Source organism: Pseudomonas sp. 2957 (assembly GCF_031456345.1).
In the GTDB taxonomy this organism is placed as follows: domain Bacteria; phylum Pseudomonadota; class Gammaproteobacteria; order Pseudomonadales; family Pseudomonadaceae; genus Aquipseudomonas; species Aquipseudomonas siliginis.
Genome location: NZ_JAVDUL010000005.1, coordinates 68,756 through 92,134, shown reverse-complemented (window position 1 = coordinate 92,134; position 23,379 = coordinate 68,756). Strand labels below are relative to the sequence as shown.

At 61.0% G+C, this 23,379-nt stretch carries 17 protein-coding genes; 5 read left to right on the top strand and 12 right to left on the bottom strand.

Going from position 1 to position 23,379, the window contains the following annotated elements:
- Positions 1-7 precede the first annotated feature (7 nt).
- The 7 genes from J2Y39_RS18755 to prmA form a co-directional block, all read right to left on the bottom strand.
- Positions 8-2,785 carry a hybrid sensor histidine kinase/response regulator gene (locus J2Y39_RS18755; protein WP_095181162.1) on the bottom strand — a complete coding sequence of 926 codons (2,778 nt, stop codon included), beginning with the start codon at positions 2,783-2,785 and terminating at the stop codon, positions 8-10.
- Positions 2,786-2,884: 99 nt separating this feature from the next.
- Positions 2,885-4,180 (bottom strand): phosphoribosylamine--glycine ligase, encoded by a 1,296-nt coding sequence (gene purD / locus J2Y39_RS18750; RefSeq protein WP_041480674.1) that lies wholly within the window; start codon positions 4,178-4,180, stop codon positions 2,885-2,887.
- A 147-nt stretch (positions 4,181-4,327) separates the two neighbouring features.
- Complete coding sequence (purH, locus tag J2Y39_RS18745) at positions 4,328-5,935, bottom strand: bifunctional phosphoribosylaminoimidazolecarboxamide formyltransferase/IMP cyclohydrolase (RefSeq protein ID WP_310219140.1); 1,608 nt, start codon at positions 5,933-5,935, stop codon at positions 4,328-4,330.
- An 83-nt stretch (positions 5,936-6,018) separates the two neighbouring features.
- Complete coding sequence (gene fis / locus J2Y39_RS18740) at positions 6,019-6,339, bottom strand: DNA-binding transcriptional regulator Fis (RefSeq protein WP_002555375.1); 321 nt, start codon at positions 6,337-6,339, stop codon at positions 6,019-6,021.
- Positions 6,336-7,346 (bottom strand): tRNA dihydrouridine synthase DusB, encoded by a 1,011-nt coding sequence (gene dusB, locus J2Y39_RS18735; RefSeq protein ID WP_016771866.1) that lies wholly within the window; start codon positions 7,344-7,346, stop codon positions 6,336-6,338. Before dusB ends, fis begins: the two co-directional genes overlap by 4 nt.
- A gap of 185 nt (positions 7,347-7,531) precedes the next feature.
- A complete protein-coding gene (locus J2Y39_RS18730; protein ID WP_095180915.1) occupies positions 7,532-8,791 on the bottom strand; it encodes a DUF3426 domain-containing protein in 1,260 nt (419 codons plus the stop codon).
- 30 nt (positions 8,792-8,821) lie between these two features.
- Positions 8,822-9,700 (bottom strand): 50S ribosomal protein L11 methyltransferase, encoded by an 879-nt coding sequence (gene prmA, locus J2Y39_RS18725; protein WP_310219136.1) that lies wholly within the window; start codon positions 9,698-9,700, stop codon positions 8,822-8,824.
- A gap of 194 nt (positions 9,701-9,894) precedes the next feature.
- On the opposite strand from prmA, the gene J2Y39_RS18720 reads away from it, so the two are divergent.
- Positions 9,895-13,848 (top strand): type III effector 1, encoded by a 3,954-nt coding sequence (locus J2Y39_RS18720; protein WP_310219135.1) that lies wholly within the window; start codon positions 9,895-9,897, stop codon positions 13,846-13,848.
- Positions 13,849-13,913: 65 nt separating this feature from the next.
- Here J2Y39_RS18720 and accC read toward each other — a convergent pair whose 3' ends face one another.
- The 5 genes from accC to gcbA form a co-directional block, all read right to left on the bottom strand.
- Positions 13,914-15,269: an acetyl-CoA carboxylase biotin carboxylase subunit gene (accC, locus tag J2Y39_RS18715; RefSeq protein WP_024011424.1), complete on the bottom strand. Its 1,356-nt coding sequence runs from the start codon at positions 15,267-15,269 to the stop codon at positions 13,914-13,916.
- Between the two features lie 17 nt (positions 15,270-15,286).
- Positions 15,287-15,745 (bottom strand): acetyl-CoA carboxylase biotin carboxyl carrier protein, encoded by a 459-nt coding sequence (gene accB, locus J2Y39_RS18710; protein ID WP_016771862.1) that lies wholly within the window; start codon positions 15,743-15,745, stop codon positions 15,287-15,289.
- 24 nt (positions 15,746-15,769) lie between these two features.
- A complete protein-coding gene (gene aroQ / locus J2Y39_RS18705) occupies positions 15,770-16,225 on the bottom strand; it encodes a type II 3-dehydroquinate dehydratase (protein WP_016771861.1) in 456 nt (151 codons plus the stop codon).
- 241 nt (positions 16,226-16,466) lie between these two features.
- Complete coding sequence (locus tag J2Y39_RS26555) at positions 16,467-17,510, bottom strand: methyl-accepting chemotaxis protein (protein ID WP_409037437.1); 1,044 nt, start codon at positions 17,508-17,510, stop codon at positions 16,467-16,469.
- 954 nt (positions 17,511-18,464) lie between these two features.
- Positions 18,465-20,135, bottom strand: a complete 1,671-nt coding sequence (gene gcbA, locus J2Y39_RS18695; protein ID WP_016771860.1) for a diguanylate cyclase GcbA — start codon at positions 20,133-20,135, stop codon at positions 18,465-18,467.
- A 324-nt stretch (positions 20,136-20,459) separates the two neighbouring features.
- Between gcbA and J2Y39_RS18690 the strand changes: the two genes are divergently transcribed.
- From J2Y39_RS18690 to J2Y39_RS18675, 4 genes are read left to right on the top strand one after another with little or no spacing between them, the layout of a single operon-like run.
- Positions 20,460-21,608, top strand: a complete 1,149-nt coding sequence (locus J2Y39_RS18690) for a DUF2515 family protein (protein WP_095180911.1) — start codon at positions 20,460-20,462, stop codon at positions 21,606-21,608.
- The gene (locus tag J2Y39_RS18685; RefSeq protein WP_177434211.1) at positions 21,608-22,330 is read left to right on the top strand and encodes a hypothetical protein; all 723 of its coding nucleotides are present in this window, start codon (positions 21,608-21,610) and stop codon (positions 22,328-22,330) included. The genes J2Y39_RS18690 and J2Y39_RS18685 overlap by 1 nt, the downstream gene beginning before the upstream one ends.
- Complete coding sequence (locus tag J2Y39_RS18680; protein WP_095180910.1) at positions 22,309-22,815, top strand: Hcp family type VI secretion system effector; 507 nt, start codon at positions 22,309-22,311, stop codon at positions 22,813-22,815. Before J2Y39_RS18685 ends, J2Y39_RS18680 begins: the two co-directional genes overlap by 22 nt.
- Positions 22,812-23,288 carry a hypothetical protein gene (locus J2Y39_RS18675; RefSeq protein ID WP_122601518.1) on the top strand — a complete coding sequence of 159 codons (477 nt, stop codon included), beginning with the start codon at positions 22,812-22,814 and terminating at the stop codon, positions 23,286-23,288. Before J2Y39_RS18680 ends, J2Y39_RS18675 begins: the two co-directional genes overlap by 4 nt.
- Positions 23,289-23,379: the final 91 nt, after the last annotated feature.

Below are 23,379 nucleotides of genomic sequence, written 5' to 3'. Positions count from 1 at the left end.
TGTCGGTTTACGACGGCTGGGTCGTGGCCCGGTTCTGCTGATCGCGCTGGGCAACCCAGTGTTCGATCAACTCGCGCAACTGGGAGAGCTCGACCGGTTTGGACATGTGCCCGTCCATGCCGGCCTGCCGGGCGCGCTCCTTGTGTTCGGCAAGAATGTGCGCGGTGAGGGCTACAACCGGTGTGCGGATGCGCTGATTGCTGACTTCCCAGGCGCGCAGTTGCTGAGTGGCGGAGAAGCCATCAAGGATCGGCATTTCACAATCCATCAGCACCAGGTCGTAACGCTGGGCCTTCATCGCTTGCAGCGCTTCTTCGCCGTTGCTCGCGGTGTCCGGTTGCAGGTTGAGCTTGCCGAGCATGCCACGGATCACTTTGGTCGAGATGGTGTTGTCTTCGGCGACGAGGATGCGGAAGTCGCTCGGCACTTTGGCCGCTGTGGCCGCCGTAACGACCTGCGGCTGGAACGCGACCTGGCCCTTGTTGCGTTGATTGAGCTCGTCAGCCAGCGTGGTCTTGAGCGTATAGCCGGCCACCGGTTTGGCCAGTATTCGTTTGATCCCCGAATTGCGCGCAATGATCTTGCTCGGCGCGTTGCTGATGCCGGTGAGCATGATCAGCAGAATGTCGTGGTTCAGGCTCGGGTCTTCCTTGATCTTCGCTGCCAGTTGCATGCCGGTCATGCCGGGCATGTTCTGGTCGAGCAGGACCACGTCGAAGTAATCGCGCAGATGCGCCTTGGTGCGCAGCAGCGCCAGCGCCTCCTTGCCCGACGGCACGGCGCTGACATTCAGGCCCCAGGCGCTGCACTGCTGCACCAGTACCTTGCGGCAGGTGTCGTTATCGTCGACCACCAGCACCCGCGCGCCCTGCAGCGGGCTGTCGAGGTCGGAGGTCGGATGTTCGAGGCGATCCGGGTCCAGTGGCAAGGTCAGCCACAAAGTGCTGCCCTGGGTGGCGCCGCTCTTGATGCCGAACTCGCCTTGCATCAGGCGGATCAGTTGGCGCGCGATCACCAGGCCGAGATTGCCGCCCAGGCGATTGGCCGAGAGGAAGTGCTTGCTGTGCAATTCGGCGTGCAACAGCGCTTCGCGCTCTTCCGGCTCCATCGGCACGCCGCTGTCCTGCACGGCAATGCGCAGGCGCGGCTTGCTGCTGCGCTCATCCAGTGCAACGACGATCAGCACTTCGCCTTCTTCGGTTTTCTTCAGGGCGTTTTCCAGCAGGCTCAGCAAGGTCTGGCGCAGGCGCGTCGGATCGCCGCTGATCACCCGTGGCACTTGCGGCTGGATGAAGCTGATCAGCTCGACGTTCTGTTGCTCGGCCTTGGCCCGGTAGATGCTCAGGCAATCATCGATCAGCGCGTTGAGGTCGAACTGCACGTCATCGAGTTCGATCTGCCCGGATTCGAGCTTGGAGATGTCGAGGATCTCGTTGATCAGCGTCAGCAGTTCGTTGCCGGCGCTGTGGATGGTTTGCACGTAATCGCGTTGCTTGACCGACAGCGGCGTGCCCAGCAGCAGCTCGGTCATGCCCAGTACGCCGTTCATCGGTGTGCGGATTTCGTGGCTGATCTTGGCGAGGAATTCGGCTTTGGCGTTGATTTCGGCGTTGCTTGCCGCCAGGTCGCGGCTGATGCTGAAACGACTTTCAGTGATGCTGCGCTGTCGCTCGCCCAAGGCGACGCTCATCAGCAGACCGCTGATGCAGATGAACACCATCAGCGTCATGATCAGGCCTTGCGGCGTGACCAGTGTCAGCCCCAGTAGCGCCGGCAGGATAACCAGGGTGCCGATGTTGAACACGATCATGGCGGCGACGAACAGACGCGCCGGGCGATAGCCCTTCTGCCAGTGATAGAAACCCACCAGCAACATGCTCAGACCGGCCAATGCGACCAATGCGTAGGTGATGATGTTCAGCGGCAAGGTGTTGACGAACAGCAGCAACAGGCTGCACGTGACGATCAACAGAATGTCGCCCCACAGCAGTTTGTTCAGCGGATGCTGGCCCAGTGGTGCAAAGAAGCGCAGGGCGTACATCAATCCGGCTGGAGCCGTCAGCAGCAATGCCAGATAAGCGCCCGGCGTCTGAATGGCTTGCCAGTTCGGCAACCACGGACCGGCGAGATTGAGCAACAGGAACAGACTCAGTCCGAGCAGGCCTTCACAGATCGCCAGCCACAGACTGCTGCGCGAGCGCGAGTAGGCGTAGCGCACCAGGTTGTGCAGCAGGAGCATGGCGAGGCAGCCGAACAGCAGGCCGAAAATCAGCGTCTGCTTCTGATCGGCTGCGCCCTCGATTGCCGCTTGCAGGGTGATGTGCGGGCGCAGCTGATGGCCGGAGACCATGCGTACGTAGACGTCCAGCGGCTTGTCGGCCTGGGGCAGGGGCAGCATGAAATCGCTGCTTGGCAAAGGATGTTCGGCCTGCGGCCGTTCGTTGCCGGTATTGCGTTGCTCGATCAGCCGGTCGCCGTCGAGCACGTAGAGATTGAGTTGTGACAGGTCGGGGGCAAAGATGCGCAGCACTTGTTCGTGCTTGCCCGGCGCCAGTTTGAAGCGCAGCCACAGGGCGCCCTCGGGTTCGGCCGCGGTCAGACGGTCAAGCTCGATGGGGCTGAATTGATTGGTGTAGCGAGCGGAGCGGATGTCGCTCAGTTGCAGGATGCCCTGATCGTCAAGCAATACCGACCAGCCACTGCCTTGCGCGGCCTGGGCCGGGAGCATGCAGAGCAAGGTCATCAGCGTGACGGTGAAGCTTATGGCAATCCTGAGCCAGCGCACGGCGAAATCCCTTCGTAGGTTGATGCCAGAATATAACGATGCGCGACGACCGAACAGCCCGGCGAGGAATGGCATCCCGCGCCGGGCCTGATGGATCGCTTACTCCTGGGTTTCGCCGCGTTCACGGGCAATGGCGCGGTAGCCGATGTCCTTGCGGTAGAAGCAGCCTTCCCAGTCGATGGCAGCGGCCAGTTTGTAGGCCTGCTGCTGAGCTTCACCCACGGTGGCGCCCATGGCAGTGGCACACAGTACACGACCACCGGCAGTAACGACCTGACCGTCCTTCAACGCGGTGCCGGCGTGGAAGACTTTGCCTTCCAGACCTGACGCTGCGTCCAGACCGTTGATCGCTGCGCCTTTGGCGTAGTCGCCCGGGTAGCCGCCAGCAGCCAGAACGATGCCAACGCTCGGACGCGGATCCCACTGTGCTTCAATTTTGTCCAGTGCCTGCGCCAATGCGGCTTCAACCAGCAGCACCAGGCTCGATTGCAGACGCAGCATCACCGGTTGGGTTTCCGGATCGCCGAAGCGGCAGTTGAACTCGATGACTTTCGGGTTACCGGCCTTGTCGATCATCAGACCGGCATAAAGGAAGCCAGTGTAGACGTTGCCTTCCTCGGCCATGCCGCGCACGGTCGGCCAGATCACCTGATCCATCACGCGCTGATGTACGTCGGCGGTAACCACCGGGGCAGGGGAGTAGGCACCCATGCCGCCGGTGTTCGGGCCGCTGTCGCCGTCGCCGACGCGTTTGTGATCCTGGCTGGTGGCCATCGGCAGCACGTTCTTGCCGTCGACCATGACGATGAACGAAGCTTCTTCGCCGTCGAGGAATTCTTCGATCACCACGCGTGAACCGGCGTCGCCAAACGAGTTGCCAGCGAGCATGTCACGCACGGCGTCTTCGGCTTCGGCCAGGGTCATGGCGACGATCACGCCTTTGCCGGCAGCCAGGCCATCGGCCTTGATCACGATCGGCGCGCCTTTCTCACGCAGATAAGCCAGGGCCGGCTCGATCTCGGTGAAGTTCTGGTAATCGGCGGTCGGAATCTTGTGGCGGGCGAGGAAATCCTTGGTGAAGGCTTTCGAACCTTCCAGTTGCGCAGCACCGGCGGTCGGACCGAAGCAGTCCAGGCCACGGGAGCGGAACAGATCGACCACGCCAGCCACCAGCGGCACTTCCGGGCCGACGATGGTCAGGGAAACGTTCTTTTCCGCGAAGTCAGCCAGTTGCTCCAGGGCCAGCACGTCGATGGCGACGTTCTCGCACTTGGCTTCAATGGCGGTGCCAGCGTTGCCCGGTGCAACGAAAACCTTCTGCACACGCGGATCCTGAGCCACTTTCCAGGCCAGAGCGTGTTCACGGCCACCGCTGCCAATGATCAAAACATTCATTTCAAAAACCTCAAAAATCTATCAGGCGCTGCTGGAGCGCTTTATGTGGGAGCGAGCCTGCTCGCGAAAGCGGTGTGTCAGTCAACGTCAACGTCGCTGGCAGATTGCATTCGCGAGCAGGCTCGCTCCCACATTTGAATCGGTGTATCAGTGACGGAAGTGGCGCATGCCGGTGAATACCATCGCGATGCCGGCTTCGTCGGCAGCGGCAATCACTTCAGCATCACGCATCGAGCCGCCCGGCTGGATCACCGCAGTGATGCCGACCTTGGCCGCGTTGTCCAGACCGTCGCGGAACGGGAAGAATGCATCGGACGCCATGACCGAACCGGCCACCTGCAAACCGGCGTGCTCAGCCTTGATCGCGGCGATGCGTGCCGAGTTGACGCGGCTCATCTGGCCGGCGCCGACACCGATGGTCTGGCGGTTCTTGGCGTAAACGATGGCGTTGGATTTGACGTACTTGGCGACTTTCCAGGCGAAGATCAGGTCGTGGACTTCCTGTTCGGTCGGCGCGCGCTTGGTCACCACTTTCAGGTCATCGGCGCTGATCATGCCGATATCACGGCTCTGCACCAGCAGGCCACCGTTGACGCGCTTGTAATCCCAGGCAGCGGCGCGCTCAGCCGACCACTCGCCGCAGGCCAGCAGGCGTACGTTGGCTTTGGCCGCGACGATGGCGCGGGCTTCTTCGCTGACCGATGGGGCGATGATCACTTCAACGAACTGGCGCTCGACGATCGCTTTGGCGGTCTCGGCATCCAGTTCACGGTTGAAGGCGATGATGCCGCCGAACGCCGACTCGGTGTCGGTGGCGTAGGCCAGTTCGTAAGCCTGGCGGATGCCGCCTTCGGCATCCGGGCTGACCGCCACGCCGCACGGGTTGGCGTGCTTGACGATCACGCAGGCTGGCTTGACGAAACTCTTCACGCATTCCAGCGCAGCGTCGGTGTCGGCGACGTTGTTGTACGACAGTTCTTTGCCTTGCAGCTGGGTCGCGGTGGCGATGCCGACTTCGGCAGGCCTGGCTTCCACGTAGAACGCCGCGCTCTGGTGCGGGTTCTCGCCGTAGCGCATTTCCTGAGCCTTGATGAACTGGCTGTTGAACGTGCGCGGGAATTCGCTGCGACCTTCAGTGCTCAGGGTTTCAGCGGCCTGGTTCACGGTGCCCATGTAGTTGGCGATCATGCCGTCGTAGGCGGCGGTGTGTTCGAAGGCCTTGAGCATCAGGTCGAAACGCTGAGCGTAGGTCAGGCCGCCGGCCTTGAGATTTTCCAGTACGTTGGCGTAATCGCTGGCATTCACCACGATGGCCACGTCTTTGTGGTTTTTCGCTGCCGAACGGACCATGGTCGGGCCGCCGATATCGATGTTCTCGATGGCGGTCGGCAGGTCGCAGCCTGGCTTGTTGATGGTTGCTTCGAACGGGTACAGGTTGACCGCTACCAGATCGATCGGCTTGATGCCGTGCTCGTTCATGATCGCATCGTCAGTACCGCGACGACCGAGGATGCCGCCGTGGATTTTCGGGTGCAGGGTTTTCACCCGACCGTCCATCATCTCGGCGAAACCGGTGTAATCCGCGACTTCCACTGCGGCAACGCCGTTGTCACGCAGCAGCTTGAACGTTCCGCCGGTGGAGAGGATCTCGACGCCCAGAGCTTCGAGCTCCTTGGCGAATTCGAGGATCCCGGTCTTGTCGGAAACGCTGATCAAGGCGCGGCGAATCGGCAGGCGGGTAGTCTGGTCGGTCATCTCAATTTCCATCAAAAGCAAAGGAAGTCAGCAAAAAAGGCGACCGTTTTTTACGCGGGCGCCTTTCTGGTTTGATTGAATGCTTACAGCAGATCGTACTGCTTGAGTTTCTTGCGCAGCGTGCCGCGGTTCAGTCCCAGCAGCTCACTGGCCTTGGTCTGGTTGCCCTTGACGTAGTTCATCACGCTTTCGAGCAGGGGCGCCTCGACTTCGGACAGCACCAGGTTGTACACATCCGTGACGGACGCGCCCTCAAGGTGGGCGAAATAATTGTGCAGCGCCTTCTCGACACTCCCGCGAAGGGTCTGGCCTTCTTCGCTCGGCGTGTTGAGGTGCTGTTTCAAATTCACGTTGTCGCTCACGGGTGTTGTTCCACTCACTAAAGTCTCGGTCATCATCGTCATGCGGCCACCCCTTCTTCGTCCCCTGTCAGGCTCTTGTAACGCTCGGCGAAGAACTCCCGAACGTCGGCGCATTGTGTTTCCGTACCATCCAAACGATTGAAACGGGCGCGAAACTCCCTGGCGCCCGGCAAGGTTGCGAGATACCAGCCCACATGCTTGCGGGCAATGCGCACGCCCATCACGTCACCATAAAAGGCGTGAAGGGCAGCCAGATGCTCCAGCAGGATGCGTTCCACTTCGCTCAGTTCCGGCGCCGGCAATTTCTCGCCGGTACGCAGGAAATGATCGATCTCGCGAAAAATCCATGGCCGCCCTTGAGCGGCCCGGCCTATCAGCAGGCCATCGGCACCGGTCGCATCAAGCACGTATCGGGCCTTTTCCGGCGAATCGATATCGCCGTTGGCAAACACCGGGATCGACACGGCCTGCTTGATCGCGGCAATCGTGTCGTACTCGGCTTCCCCTGTGTACAGATCGGCGCGGGTGCGGCCATGCACGGCCAGCGCTGTGATCCCGGCCTGTTCGGCGATCTTCGCCACGTTCAGACCGTTCTTGTTTTCGCGATCCCAGCCGGTGCGGATCTTCAGGGTGACCGGCACATCAACCGCGGCCACTACGGCCTGCAGGATCTCGGTCACCAGTGCTTCGTCTTTCAGCAACGCGGAGCCGGCGGCCTTGTTGCAGACCTTTTTGGCCGGACAGCCCATGTTGATATCGATAATCTGTGCGCCCAGTTCGACGTTGGCCCGTGCCGCATCGGCCAGCATCTGCGCGTCGCCACCGGCGATCTGTACCGAGCGCGGCTCGGGATCGCCTTCGTGGATCATGCGCATGCGCGACTTGCGGGTATTCCACAGGCTCATGTCACTGGTGACCATTTCCGAGACTACAAGCCCTGCGCCCAGACGCTTGCACAGCTGACGAAAAGGCTGGTCGGTGACGCCCGCCATCGGGGCGAGAATCAAACCGTTCTGCAATGTATATGGGCCGATGCGTACCGCCGACATAGGACTTCCCTGAAGTGGGGCCGGATCATGAGAGTTCGAAAAAGGGTGGGCATGATACCCGCTCTCGATGACTGGTTAAAGGCTGAATTGAACAAAATCTGAACAGTTATTCTGTTATCGCCAACGGTTTGGTTGGCCGCGATCCAGTCAGAAAAATGCCGTCAATCGAGAAACGCTGAAGCGGTTCACTCCGGTGAGTGGAAGTTCAGGCTGTAATTCACCGCTTTCGGCCCCGGATCGAGAATATCCAGGGCGATGTGGATCGGCGTCTGCGGCGGCATTTCCGCGAGGCCTTCGAGATCGCCGCTCAGATACTCGCCGGGTTTGAAGCGACGACTGGCGATCAGATGACCGTTGAGGTCGGCGAAGCGCAGTTCGAGCAAAGGGAACGGCTGGGAAAACGTCGCCCGGTTGTAAATGATCGCGTCGACCACCAGCGCCCCGCTGAAATCGGGATGGCTGCGCACCACCAGATTGCTGCTCTTGATTTTGCCGATATCGACTTTCGACGGCACGGTGCAGCCGATCTGCGGGCAGATCTGCTGGAACCACGGTCGGTATTGATCCTGCCGCGCCAGTTCCTCGAAGTGATAGGCGATGTACTGGGCGGCAAGGCCGCCGGCCGCCAACACCACCAGCACCAGCCAGAGCAGGCGCCGGCCCCAGGGCGAGCGGCGCTGCTGCCAGTCCAGTTGCAGCGGGTCGTCGGTCAGATCCTGCAGGACCTCGGCGCGCACCCCGGGCTCGGCCCGTTCGCGTTTTTTGCGCGGCGAAGTGATCAATGGCAGATCGTCGTCATCGTTGTCGTCGCTAGCCGACAGTCGTTCGCGGCGGGCGTTGGGGTCGATCGGGTCATGCAGGCGCAATTGCGGAATCGGCGGCTCGTCATCCAGATCCACCGGCTCCAGCGACAGCGAAGGTTCGGTGCGCTCGGGTTCGAGGGTTTCGATGCCGTCGATATCCGGCTCGATATCCGGCGCTACGCTGCGCTCATCCGCAGGCTCGCTGAACAGGCTGTCGGGCCATGTGCCTTCGTCCGGCTCCGGGCTGTCGCGTCGGGCGCTCAAGGATTCTTCGCGGGTACGGCCGAATTCGGCGGCCGGCTGGATTTCGCGCTGTTCGAGGCGGGCGAGTTCTTCGTCCAGATCGAGGCTGTCCAGATCCAGTTCCGACGCGCTCCATTGCTTCTGGCTGATGGCGCGCGGTGCGGGGATCTGTTCGACGACCGCAGAATCGCTGACAGGCGCGGGCGCTTCAGGCAGCGCTGGTGCGAGCGGCGTCACCGTGTCCTTGCCGGAATGTTGCTCGAGCAGCTGCTTGGCGGCATTGAACACTTGCAGGCAGGAGCCGCAACGAACCACCCCGCGCGCCACGCTCAATTGAGCATGGTTGACGCGGAAACTGGTCTGGCAATGCGGGCATTGGGTGACGAAACTGTCGGTCATGCGGCGATCCGGTTCAGGCAAGCGGTCATTTTAGCGCCGACGCCCGGTGATGCGCACCCAGCCGTCGCGATTGGCGATCGGGTCGAGCTCGAAGTCCTGCGCATAAGCTGCCGCTACTTCTTCGCCCTGCTCGGCGAGAATGCCCGACAGCGCCAGGCGCCCGCCGCTCTTGACCAGACCGGACAGTTGCGGCGCCAGCGACACCAGCGGGCCGGCGAGAATGTTGGCGACCAGCACGTCGGCCTGAACTTGCGGCAGATCCTCGGGCAGGTACAGCGGGAACAGCTCATCGGCAATATTGTTGCGCCCAGCGTTGTCGCGCGAGGCTTCCAGTGCCTGTACGTCGATGTCGGTGCCCACAGCTTGTTTGGCGCCGAGCAGCAGGGCGGCAATCGCCAGAATCCCCGAGCCACAGCCGAAGTCGAGCACGTTGCAGCCTTTCAGATCCTGACCGTCGAGCCATTCCAGGCACAGTGCGGTGGTCGGGTGGGTGCCGGTGCCGAACGCCAGGCCCGGGTCCAGCAGCAGGTTGACCGCGCCAGGCTCGGGCGCGGCGTGCCAGCTCGGCACGATCCACAGACGCTGGCCGAAACGCATCGGCTCGAAACCGTCCATCCAGCTGCGTTCCCAGTCCTGGTCTTCGATGACTTCGCTGTGATGTTCGGGCAACGGGCTGCCGGTCAGCAATTCCAGATGGGCCAGAACCGGCTCCGGTTCGGTACCGCCTTCGAACAGCGCCAGCAAGTGGGTGTGCGACCACAGCGGCGTGGTGTTGAGTTCCGGTTCGAAGATCGGCTGGTCTTCGGCGTCCATGAAAGTCACCGACACGGCGCCGACTTCGAGGAATGCGTCCTCGTAGGTTTCGGCTTGTTCCGGGGTGATGGCGAGACGGACTTGCAGCCAAGGCATGGCGGGCACCTTTGAAAATCTGTGGGGCAGCCCGAAGCTGCAAAAGCGCGCAGTTTACGCCAGGTCGCCGGCAAAGTGGACACACCGCTTGGCTGTTACACATTCGCGGCCGCGATATACATATGTATGGCCTGAGCACTTTTGTCGGCAAATAGAGTGAGCGCTCATCTCTACGCAACAAAAGGCTGGACGACATGGCGGATCAACAAGGGACTGTAGAAGAAAAACCACCGATAGCCGCTGCGTCTACGGGGTCGGTGCAGGAGATCCTCCTGCGCATCACGCGCTGGCAGGTGATGATCGACAAGCGCTTGAACAGCCAGATGACGTTGCTCGAGGCGCTGGAGCATTTCGCTTTGACTGAACTGCGCAGGCATTACCCGGACGGCCATTTCGCCCCGGGCTTTGTGGTTGCGCTGCTTGACGCCATTCTGCAAAAGCTTATCGACGGCCGGCCAGTCATGTTCCTGGCGCTCCAGGACGCGCCATTTCGCTGGCCTGGGGGCGCTGACCCCGGTTTACCGTCCAGCCGTCATGAGCATGTGATCCGGACGGTGGATAGCGTTTCGCTGCACTTCCTCGACCAGTACAAAAAATACCTGCGAGAACATTGGACGACAAAAGGGCAGGAAGCGCTGTTTGATCGCCTGATCAAGCGCAAGCTGCGGCGCTATATCAAGGATATCGAGTTACTGTTGCGCCGTGACCAACTGGCGGGCCTGACACTGGATCAATTGCGCAGCAAAATCGACCGGGTTCACGCCCGCAGCACGCGTCGGTACCGGTTGACTGCCCTGGCAACCGGCGCAGAGAAAAAGATTCTCGAGGCGCATTCCTTCGCGCAACTGCCGTCATGGATCAAAGCGCTGAAGGAGCCGGATCGCGCCCTGTTGCGCGATTATCAGGAGCAGACGTCACTGGCGCAGGCAGCTCTCGATGACCTGCTGCAGGGCCACGGCTCGTTGCGCGACTTTGCCCGCCAGCAGGCCATCGAATACATTCAGCTCAAGCTCGACATGGCGGTTGAACCAGACCGGATCGACGTGCGGCTCAGATGGCGCTCGGCGGTCGGTGAGCCGACCCACAATCGCAGCCTCAGTGACCTGCTGGCATGCGGGCCGATCGGTCAGGACTTCGCAGCGGTATTGGAGATCACCAGTCCTGCGCCATTGCGCAACCAGTCACTCAAGCCGGCATTCATTGCCGACATGCTGGCGGAACAGGATTATCCGGCGGACTACCTGCGCGCCCTCGCCGAGCAGTACCAGCGCACCGACGTGCAAAAGGCACTCATCGACTGGTTCACCGTACGGCTCAGGCAGAGCGCATTCGTCGCGCGCTGCGCAGCTCATCTGGCGGATTCCGACCATGAGCGTCTGGAGCAGATGTGGTCTGGGCAAGCGGCAATGAAACCGTTGCAAGTGGCCGCATTGACGCTGCCCAACGGCATGCAATGCGCCGATCTTCTGGTGTTCTACCAGGCAGAGACTGAGCAAGCGGTGAATAACCTGGTGCTGTACGCGCCCAACAAACCGGACGGTCAGGAGTGGGTCCGGTTGCCTTCGATTGCGGCGTTGACCGGCGAAGTATGGAGCTGGACGCAGAGCGAATCCGGTCGCGAGTATCTGTTGCAGCAGCTTTCGCCGACGGCACATCACCCGGCACGTGATTATCTTGTGGCTGCGGCGGCCAGTCCTGCTCTCTGGGGCATGCAGAGTGACCTTCGACGAACGCCCTTGCCGTTCGACGAGTGCGTCGAAGCCGCTGCAAAAATGGCCCTGGCAAACAACCTGCAGCGGGTCGAGCAGGACAACTCGCTGCGCTGGTACACGACGCTCGCGCTCGAGGCTCGCCGGCGCATCAGCAGTCTGAATCAGGAACTGATCGTTCATCAGCAGGTGTTCAACGAGCTGCTGGGCGGTTTCGAGGTTTTTGTCGATTTCGCCAGGCGCTCGGTTGCCGCAGCGATCACGCCCTATATGCGCAGCAAGAACGTGCTGGAACCGGTCGATCCGGCCACTGTGTTGATCGATTACAACCCTGGCGTCGCCGACCGCAGGAAGCAGCAGGTGGCCACGCTGCTCGACCTGGCCATTCACGGCTACGATGACAACTCCGGCATCGAGCATCCGAAAAAAGGCGTGCGATCGTCGGTTGGCCAGGATTTGAGCCAGGTGCGCAGCGCCGATCTGGCGCTGTATCTGCGTCGGGCCTGGCTGGGTGAAAAATACGCCAGCGAGATTCGTGGCAAATATCTCGACCCGCGTGATGCTGCCTACGAACCGCGTCGCTTTGCCTACCGCAACGTGCTGCTGTCAAAGATGGACCGTGATTTACGCGTGGCCAGAAGTCAGGCGCGATTGAGCGACGCGGTGTATTCAGCGCTGGTCCGTCAGGTCTCTCTGTTGAGCGAGGTACCAGCACCGGGTACGCATTTTCCGGGCGCGAGCATGGTTGAAAGTGACGGCGTGTTCAGGTTCACCGTGCGCCATCACGTCGTGCTTGGGGTTTATGTCCTGACCTCGTTCAACCCCGAGCCGTCCTGGTGGCTGTACACGCCTGATGCCCCCGACGGAATTGCGGTGCGTGCGTATCAGTCACTGTTCGGCGACATCGCGGGCGCTTTGCATGACTACTTGATGGCGCGTACGCCGGTTGCCGCGCGCAGCATCGTGTCGCGCACCCTGTATGCGATTGCGGCCAAAAAACAACGCGTCGATACGCTGTACGAAGCGCAGCGCCTGATTGACGCGCGCAGCGAGTTCAACGCGTACATCGAGCGCGCGGTCACGGATGTGCAGGACATCACCACCAGCCGCGCGCAAATGATCGAACGCCAAGTGGTCAAGGGGCTGATGTTTGCAGCCGCACCGTTTTGCATGGTGTTCCCTCCGTTTGCCTTGCTGCTCGATGTCGTGTTCATTGCCGTCAGCGCTGGTCAGGCGGTCGCGGCGCATCTGGAGGGCGACATCGATGGCGCTCTCGGCCACTGGCTGGAGGCGTCGTGGGGGGCGCTGTTTGCCATGGTCGGCGCAGGCAGTGCGATCAAGTGGCTGGGCGGTGCGGCCAGAAGTCTGAAGCACACCATGAGGCCTGTCTCGTTGTTGTCAGAGCGTCTGAATACCGTGGCTCCGCTACGCAGGGACGCGCTGCCGGCGATCCGGGAAGTACGCTTTCATGCCAGGCAGGCCGTCAGCAAGACGCCCGAACATTTGCAAAGGGTGAGCGAAGAAGGCGTCTTTTTCGGCACCTGGCGCAGCCCGTCCAGCGCTGCACAGCCGCAACCGGCCTATTACATTCGCAACAGAGGCAAGTACTTTCTGGTCAGGGAAAATCCGCATTTCGGTGGCCTGAGCCTGGTCGATGCCCGTCGCCCGAGCGCCATCTATCAGCAACCGATTCAGCTTGCTCCGGGGGGCAAGTGGACACATGCCAGGGTCGGACTCACAGGAGGCAACGTGCGCAACCTTGGGCGCGTGAACAATTTGAATGATGCTTTTCCTGGAGGTGTCGAGCCCGTGCTGAACCGCGGCGCGCTGCAGGGCGAAGCCGTAGTGGCGGCTTTCCGTCCCGGATCGCAGGATAACTACCTGTTTTCGTTGAATGCGCAGAGTTGCGTCATCGCCTCGCTGTATAACCCGACGACGAGAGTGGGTGCGGTCATTCATTTTGATCACAATATTCGCCCGTTGATCGAGCGAAGTGTCACGCAGGTGCTGGAGCGTCTGGGGGGAACACCGCAGAACATTCGCGCCACGCTGGTGGGTGGCGACTGGCTGTCGGCGGGTGCTGACATCGGCGGTCCGGTCAGGCGAGTGTTGCGCGAACAGGGCCTGCAGCCGACATGGGATTACTGGTCATACTCGTCCTGCCTGGGCAACAGCTATGGCGTGGTGCTGAATCTGAACAATGGAGTCTCGAGAGTGTTCAAGCATTCCGCTGGTCAGATTGGCAGGTTGTACAACCCGCTTATCGCCAGATCGAGCTATGCCACGGACGGGCTCTCGATACGTGCCCGAAACTTTACGAGGCGGTTCACCCGCAGACCGTTACATGAAAACGCAGCAGGAGCGGTGGTCGATGAGGCTGGCCTGGGGGCATCTGCCGCAATGGTCGAGCAGCAGGCCTTCTCCACAGTGATGGTCTGATGGGTTTGTTGCAGGCATAAAAAAACCCGATCCGCAGGGATCGGGTTTTTCATGCCGCTTCAGCCTTACGACTGTTTGGCCAGCTTGTGCTCGAGGTAGTGAATGTTCACACCGCCCTTGCAGAAGCCTTCGTCACGAACCAGATCACGGTGCAGCGGGATGTTGGTCTTGATCCCGTCGACCACGATTTCGTCCAGGGCATTGCGCATGCGTGCCATGGCTTCGTCGCGGGTTGCGCCGTAAGTGATCAGCTTGCCGATCAGCGAGTCGTAGTTCGGTGGCACGGCATAACCGCTGTACAGGTGCGAGTCGACGCGAACGCCGTTGCCGCCTGGAGCGTGGAAATGCTTGACCGTGCCCGGGCTCGGCATGAAGGTCTTCGGATCTTCAGCGTTGATCCGGCACTCCAGCGAGTGACCGCGGATGACCACGTCATCCTGAGTGAACGACAGCTTGTTGCCAGCGGCGATGCTGAGCATCTCCTTGACGATGTCGATACCGGTGACCATCTCCGAAACCGGGTGCTCCACCTGAACACGGGTGTTCATTTCGATGAAGTAGAAACGGCCGTTCTCGTAGAGGAACTCGAAAGTACCGGCGCCACGGTAGCCGATGTCGATGCATGCCTTGACGCAGCGAGCCAATACTTCCTGGCGCGCTTTCTCGTCGATGCCCGGTGCCGGCGCTTCTTCGAGAACCTTCTGGTGACGACGCTGCAGCGAGCAGTCGCGGTCGCCCAGGTGGATGGCGTGGCCCTGGCCGTCGGACAGAACCTGCACTTCGACGTGGCGCGGGTTGGTGAGGAATTTTTCCAGATAGACCATCGGGTTGCCGAACGCCGCGCCTGCTTCGGAGCGGGTCAGTTTCGCCGAGGCGATCAGGTCTTCTTCCTTGTGCACCACGCGCATGCCGCGACCACCACCGCCACCGGCGGCCTTGATGATCACCGGGTAGCCGACTTCACGACCGATGCGCAGCGCCGTTTCTTCGTCTTCCGGCAGCGGGCCGTCAGAGCCAGGAACGGTCGGTACGCCGGCTTCGATCATCGCGTGCTTGGCCGATACCTTGTCGCCCATCAGGCGGATGGTGTCGGCTTTCGGGCCGATGAAGGCGAAGCCGGAGTTCTCGACCTGCTCGGCAAAATCGGCGTTTTCCGCGAGGAAACCGTAGCCTGGGTGAATGGCGGTAGCGCCGGTCACTTCAGCGGCAGCGATGATGGCCGGAATGTGCAGGTAAGACTGAGCGGCGGACGCCGGGCCGATGCAGACGGATTCGTCTGCCAGACCCAGGTGCATCAGCTCTTTGTCGGCCTTGGAGTAAACGGCGACGGTCTTGATGCCCATCTCTTTGCAGGCACGCAGAATCCGCAGGGCGATCTCACCGCGGTTAGCGATCAGAACTTTTTCCAACTTCGCAGTCATCAAAGGCTCTCCGCGGTTCAAACGATGGTGAACAGCGGTTGGTCGTACTCAACCGGCTGGCCGTCTTCGACGAGGATGGATTCGATCACACCGCTGGTTTCAGCTTCGATGTGGTTCATCATCTTCATGGCTTCGACGATGCACAGGGTGTCGCCTTTCTTCACGGTCTGGCCGACTTCAACGAAGGCTGGCGAGGTTGGCGAAGATTTGCGGTAGAAGGTGCCGACCATCGGCGAACGGGCAACGGTGCCGTTCAGCGCGGGTGCAGCAGCGGCAGCCGGAGCAGCGGCGGCGACTGGCGCGGCAGCAGGGGCAGCGGCCGGAGCCTGCATCGGGGCTGGCGCGTAGTACTGCTGCGCCGGGGTCTTGCTGTGACGGCTGATGCGTACGGACTCTTCGCCTTCCTTGATCTCGAGCTCGTCGATGCCGGACTCTTCCAGCAATTCGATCAGTTTCTTAACTTTACGGATATCCATGAATCATCAACTCCCAAGGGTCGGTCAGGGGCGTATAGCTTGGTGTTCAAGCTGCTCTAGTGCGGCCTCCAGGGCCAGTCGGTAACCGCTGGCGCCAAGGCCGCAGATCACTCCTACCGCTACATCGGAGAAGTAGGAGTGATGGCGGAAAGGTTCGCGCTTGTGCACGTTGGACAAATGCACTTCGATGAATGGGATGCTCACTCCCAGCAGCGCGTCACGTAATGCGACACTTGTGTGCGTAAAAGCCGCCGGATTGATCAGAATGAAGTCCACGCCTTCACCGCGTGCAGCGTGGATGCGATCGATCAATTCGTACTCGGCGTTGCTTTGCAGATGCAGCAGATGATGGCCGGCTTCACGGGCGCGCCGCTCCAGATCCTGATTGATCTGCGCCAGGGTCGTCGACCCGTAGGTCCCCGGTTCCCGGGTGCCGAGCAGGTTCAGGTTGGGGCCGTGCAGCACCAGTAGCGTCGCCATCTGCGTTGTCCTTGTTATCAATGTGCAGTCGTCAGAACCCGGCGACTATGCCGCAAAGCCTTTGTGACTGTCCAGTTCCATGCAATAGGCGGCACGATGGGCGATGTTTGCGCGAAATTTGTGACCGAGTGAGCTGATCCGGTCATTCGTGGTGTCGGCAAGAGCCTCTTCGCGAGCAGGCTCGCTCCCACAGGGGTATGCATTCCAATGTGGGAGCGAGCCTGCTCGCGAAGGTGGTACGTCAGACGCGGAAGGCCTGAACGGCCGTATGCAGTTGGCCGCCGAGAACCAACAGATTCTCGCCCTGTTCGCGCCCTTGGCCGATGCGCAGCAGGTTATCCCCACCCAATTGATGAATGCGCTCGCTGTGATCGCGGATTTCGCTGACCGCGCCACTTTGCTGCGCGGTGACATCGGCGATGCGCACGGCGGTGTCGGCGATGGTCTGGATCGCGCCGACGATTTTGTCCAGTGCACCGTCCGCCGCTTGCGCCTGACTGGCCGTGGCTTCGGCGTGTTCGACCTGCGCGCGCATGCCTTCGACCGATTGTCGCGCGGCGGTCTGCAGGCCGGCGATCAGCGTCTGGATTTCCGCCGTGGCCCCGGCGGTGCGTTGTGCCAGCGAGCGCACTTCCTCGGCGACTACGGCGAAACCACGGCCCATCTCCCCGGCGCGGGCCGCCTCGATCGCGGCGTTCAGGGCGAGCAGATTGGTCTGATCCGCAATCGAACGAATCACCGTCAGCACGCCGCCAATGGTTGCTGATTCTTCTGCCAGATGTTCGATCATCTGCGCATTGCCTTGAACCTCACCGACCAGCGCATGCAGTCCGGTCAGGCTCTGGCCGATTACAGCCTGCCCATGCTCGACGGCCAGTCCGGCATGACGACTGGCGTCGGCAGCCTGACGGGCATCGCCGGCCACTTGCTGAATGGTCGCCTCGAGTTCTCCCAGCGAATCGCGAATCAGCGCGGTATCGCCGGCCTGATGTTCGGCGCCGCTGTGCAGGTCATTGCTCAGTTCGGCGAGGGTGCGGCTGCTGCCCGCGACCTGCTCGGCGTTGCCGCGAATGGTGCCGACCAGATCCACCAGATAGGCGCGCAAGCGGTTGAGCGACGCTTCGATGTCATGCAATTCGCGATTGGTCTTGCCCAGTTGGATGTCGCGACTGAAATCGCCCTCGGCCCAGGTCGACAATGCCGGGGCGAGGTTGGTCAGGGTGCGGGCCAGGCGCCGCTGCAAGGTATCGATGAGCAGGGCGATCAGCAGAATCAGGCCGATCATCACGCCTTGCATCAGGCGCACTTCGCCCTGGATCTGCCCATGTTGCGCGCGTACCACCGGTTCAAGGCCGGCGATGGCGTGTTGCACGCTGGCGATTTTTTCGTGGGTGGCGGCGCTGAGCTCGGCGCGTTTCTGGATCTGCTCGCGAGTGCGCGCCAGTTCCGCCGGATAGCGGCCGAGCAAGCTGTTGAGTTCGCGTTTGAGGCCGACACCGGCATCTTCAGCGGCGGCTTCGTCGGTGGTTTCGATGCCCATCAACGCGGCGAAATCGTCACTGCTCGATTCGTTGCTGGCGACCACGCCGAGCAAGGGCAGGGCATCGATGGCCTCGGCCTGGGCGCGCATGTTGCTCACTTCGCGCTCGACATCGGCAGCCAGTTCACTGCGCCCGCTGCTGACCAGTTTGTCCCGCGCCAGCGACAGTCTGCCCAGATGCTGCGATGCGGCGAGCAGTGGTGCGAGGTAGGCGGCGTTGCCATTGGCGTAGGTGTTGAGCTGGTCGAGGCTGGCGCTGAGTTCGCGTTCGGCCTGCAACAGCAGCGCCTGCGGATCGCCAGCCAGTTTGCCGGCGGCGAGCAGGTCGGTTTTGCTGAATTCATCAAGGCTCGACAGACTTGGCTGCACGGTGTCGGCCAGCGTCGGGGGCAGCTCACCCAGTTGCTTGTGCACGCTGTCGATGGCCTGGGCGGCGCTGCTCAAACGCAGCGCGTCACCGCTGGCGAGATAATCCTCAACGTTGCGCGCCACCTCGTTCTGAAATTGTTGCGACAGCCCGAGGTAACGCTCCATCAACAGATACGGACGTTCGAGGGCTTTTTGCGACCACCACAGCGTGGCGCCAAGGGCCACGCAGACGGCGACCAGCAGCAGAGTGTTGAGATTGGTGAGCAACTTCAGGCGCATGACGGCTACCAACGGCAGAAATGGTAAGCGCCTGAATTTATTGCGGATCCATTACAAGGTTATGACCGAATCAGTGGATTCCGATGAAAAAGTGGCACTTTGCTTTGACTGGCGCGCGGTCTGCACCCGATTGCGTCCTGCACCCTTGGCGCGATACAGCGCCTCATCGGCCTGGCTGGCCATCATCAGGCTGTCGGAGTCATCGCACATTTCTACTACGCCGGCGCTGAACGTGCACCAGAGGTCCTGCGGCTGCGCCGGGTAATGAATCTCGGCGAAGCGCTGGCGAATCTCGTCGAGGACTTTGTGCGCCGCGTCGATATCGGTGTCGGGCATGACGATGGCGAACTCTTCGCCGCCGTATCGGCCAATGAAATCGGTCTTGCGCAAACGCTGCTTGAGAAACAGCGCGAGGCTCTTGATCACCCGGTCGCCCATCGGGTGGCCGTGGCTGTCGTTGACCCGCTTGAAGTGATCGATGTCGAGCATGGCAAAGCTCAGTGGCTTGTTCTCGCGGCGCGCGCGGAACGAGCAGTCTTCGAGCAATTGCAGGATGTGCGTGTGGTTGTACAGGCCGGTAAGACTGTCGCGGACCATCCGCGCTTTCAGATTGCGCGCCCGCGCCGCCCGGTTGCGCACAGTGGTGATCAGGTGCCGCGGTTTGATCGGCTTGGTCAAGAAGTCATCGCCGCCCTCGCTCATGGCGTCGAGCTGCTTGTCCAGATCATCCTCGGCCGACAGGTAAATGATCGGCACGCTGACATAGCGGTCGTTGTGACGGATGACTTTGGCCAGCTCGGTGCCGGTGCAGGCTGGCATGTACATGTCGAGGATGATCAGGTCCGGCTGGAAATCCGCCAGCTCGGCCATTGCCTGAATCGGTTCGATCAGGGTGCGTGTGACAATCCCGGCGCTGTTGAGCAGGCGCTCGGTGTGCAGGGCCTGGGCGCGCGAGTCGTCAATGATCAGCACTTTATAAGGCTCGTACTGGGCGACGCAGGTCAGCACTTCGATTTTTTCCAGCAGGCTCGATGCTTCAAGGGTGCCGGTGAGGAATTCCTGGCCACCGGCGCGCACGGCGGCTAGGCGGGTCGGGGTGTCGGTTTCGTGCAGGCTGAAGAACAGCAGCGGCAGGGGTTCTTCGAGGCCGACCTGAGCTTCGGCGGCGAGTTTCAGGCCGATGCCGGGGCCACTGAAATCCACGTCCATGACAATCGCCGCGGGCAAGCGCTCGACCATCGACGAACGAAACGCGGCCACGCTGTCCAGTGCCTGCGCGCTCAAGCCGAAAAATTCCAGTTGCTTGGCCAGGCGTTCAGCGCGGTCGTGATCCTGCAACATCACGTAGATCGGCTTGCGCAGCGGCGGCAGGAACGTCTGGTCGAGCTGATCGCCATGGCGCAGGCCAGTGCGCGACAGGCGCTGCATCAAACGATTGAGATCGGTGATCAGGCCGCTGCTGAGGCGTCCACGATTGGCATCCACCGCTTGCAACGACTGGCTGATGTGATGCGCCAACTGAGTGTGTTCCGGCTGTTCGAAGCGCTCGGCAAAACGCAGCAGACGCAGATTCGCCTCGCTCAGTTCGGCGAGATCGACGGTGGACCACTCACTGCGTTGCAGGCGCTGCCATATCTCAAGAATCTGACGTGCCTGATGAATTACCCGCTGGGCAAAGTGGTGCTTGAGACGCTCACGGCTGGGGTCTTCTGGCTCGGTCATATCCTGACTACTAGTTAGGGTGCATGCTGAGATCGACTGGTGGCTCTATGCTAGCACCTCTTTTCCCTTAGACGAGTGTCGTACGTCAATAATCTGCTGGACGACACGATTCAGTTTCTGACCGGGTGGTTTTGTTTTTACCTCTGATTTTGACCAAGTGCCCGCATGCTGGGGCTTAGCGAGCAATCCTGCCAGCGCTGTCGACATTTCAGCGGCCTTGATAGGCGGCGTCTGACAGCGCTTTCTGATTTTTCTTCTACGCGCTTTCACCGGCCCGGTTGGCTGGTACGGTTCAGGGATTCCCCTAGCTGCCGTCCATCCGCCATGAGCCAATGTTTCACCGAACTCGCCAGTGATGCCCAGCGCCTCAATCACAACATCAGGCCCATCGATGACTGCGCTTGCGACGAAGAGCTGTTGTACGGCGAGCGGGTGCAGGTGACAGAGGTGCCAGTGCTGACCTGCCAATGCCTCTGGCGGCGCTATCAGCGCGCCGCCGAGGCAATTGTCGCCCCGAACGGCGTGCTGATTGCCGATCCGGTCGCGCGCAACCGGGCGATCAACGCGGCTTATGCCCGGTTGTGGTTGCACGACTCACGTTTTCAATGGGCGGGCCTGGCGGCGTTTGCCTCCAAGCAGGTCGGCTGTGGCTTGCTGCATGCGGCACAGAGTATCGAACGCATCCGCGAGGAATACGAAGCGCGGCAGCGGCTGCGAGACAGCCGACGCGAATCCGGATTGCTCACGCCGGAAAAAATGCCGGGACAGGCCGAAGACCTGCGTGAATATCAACAGGCTCAGGCGCGTAATCCGCTGTCTGTCATGGATGCCCGGGTGCCAGGTGAAGAGCTGTCGGTGGCCGAGCAACAGTTCCGGCATGTCTACGAAATGATGGCGATGGGTAATACCACGCTGTTTCTGGATGTTTATCCGTTGCATCAGTTCTATGCGGTGCGGGGATTGGCGGAGTTGAAGAAATGTCTTCGCGACCGGGAGAAGATTCAAGGGCATGCGAAGTGGCCGGTGCTTTGGCCGGTCGGGCAAGACACCCTCAGGTTCGGGGATGCATATCCCGAGATAGAGGTGGCCTTTGAAGCAATAGAGGCTGGGAAAATCGCCGAAAGCGTGAAGCATTTGGCGTGGCACGAGCAGCAAAATATTCTCCAGCCGACCATTTACGAAAACAGCCACCTGGTTGCGCTTTTGCGCGGCAATCATTTTTCTTATATCACCAACTTCCCTTCCGGCGTCGCTCAGGCCATCGAGCTGACGCTGACCAGCCAATGCCAGCGTGTCGATGATGGCCGGACCATTGATTTTGATAGCAGCCCGCTGGCGGATTTGTCCGATATCGACCAGCGAATGAAGTTTGTGCTGCGGGCGGCAAGTCGTTTTGATCTGTTGCTCAACGACAGCAACAAGGCGTTGTTGGCGCAGTCAATCCGCGAGATTGCGCTCAGGGAGGAGGGCTGATGAGCTTGCGCCTTCGGCAAATCAGCCGACGTCGCTGGGTGTGGATGATTGTTTGTGTGGCTGCTGCACTGGCCGCCTTGCGGCAATTGATGCAGCCGCTATGGAATGATCCAGTCATTACCTTGAGGATCGGCGAAACCTACGAGTACATGGAGGCACATTCAACCGCTCCGTTCAGTGTGTGGGATCGCGGCAGCAAGACTGTTTCCGGTGGCATTCCGAAGACGGATGCACGTCTGCGCTTCGTTGATCCGCAGTACGGGTTCGAGACGCCGCTGGCTCGGTTTTTCACCGTGACGTTCGTCAATAATCTGACCGTGAGCATCCGCATGTCTCCGCAAATCGAACCTCTGCTGATTGAGGACGCCATGAAGGTTGTTACCGATCTGCAGAGCCAATGGTGCGCAAAAGGCTGGAAACCGATGGGTACGCAGGGCGACCCGACAATTACGGACACCCCCGATTGGCGCGCATACGTCAGACAAGGAGTGCTTTCTGGGCGGTCATTTTGGCAGGCCGGCGACAAATACCAGGCAATGCTGATTCTAGGACGCTTCAGAGATTCCAGACATCTCGATCAGGAGCGCTACCTCATCACTCTCGCCGTGGCGAAACCCTGGATTCCTTTCGACGAAATCGAAGATCGCCGCCTCGAATCCCATCACTTCCTCCCACCCCTACCCGAAAAAGGAGCCATTCCATGCCCATCCCAGCCTTCATGACCATCCACGGCAGCCGCCAGGGCCTGATCACCGCCGGCGCTTTCACTGAAGCCTCGGTGGGCAATACCTACCAGAGCGGGCGCGAAGACAAGATCATGGTTCAGGCCCTCAGTCATGGCATGTACATACCCAAGGATCAGGGCGCCGGGCGGCGGATGCACAGGCCCTTGATCATCACCAAAACCCTCGACAAGGCTTCGCCCTTGCTGAATATGGCGCTGTCCAGCGGCGAGTTGCTGAGCGAATGCCGCGTGGAGTTTTATCGCACGTCGGCCAGCGGCGTGCAGGAGCACTTCTACACGGTGGAGCTGGAGGATGCGTTGGTCGTCGGCAGCGAACTATTGATGCCGAACTGTCTCGACACGGCCACGTCGCATCTCACCCAGCTGGAGAAAGTCCACTTCAGCTATCGGCGCATCTACTGGCGCCACGAAATCAGCCGGACGATGGGTTCGGACGAGTGGCAAGGCGAGGGACTTCGGTGAGGCTGGTCCGTGAACTGAGCCTGACCGACCACGAGCGCCAGCATGTCTGTTGCGTGGAAGAGGCGCTGGAGCACGTCAGCAGTCTGTTGAGCATGCGCCAACCGCTCGAAGGTCTGGATCAACTGCGGGCCGGTTTGATGATCAATCTGGACAGCGAAGTCCTGGCGCAGATCAAACAGGGTGAATGGTGCCTGATCAAAGCCGAAGCCGACTATGGCTACTGGCAGGGCGCCGAAGCGGTGTTCCAACAGGCCGTGCTCGAGCTTATGAACAACCCTCCCGAGCAGCCAACCCGCACCGCGCGAATCTTTCGTCTGGTCGACAGTGTGACTGGTGAGCCTTTGCCTGCGCAGGCCTACATCGCCACGATTGATGGAATACCCAGTCAGCGCCGAACTGACGCCCAAGGCATTGCACATCTGTTTACCGACGACCAAGTGCGGCAGCTTTCGCTGCGCATCTTCAACGTCTGAAAGCTGCGTCTATCCTTTCGTTCGCGACGTCCTTCGCTTGTTTTGCGCCAGTGCCGCGATAGCGGGTGCTAGGCCTTGGCACGTTGTTGTA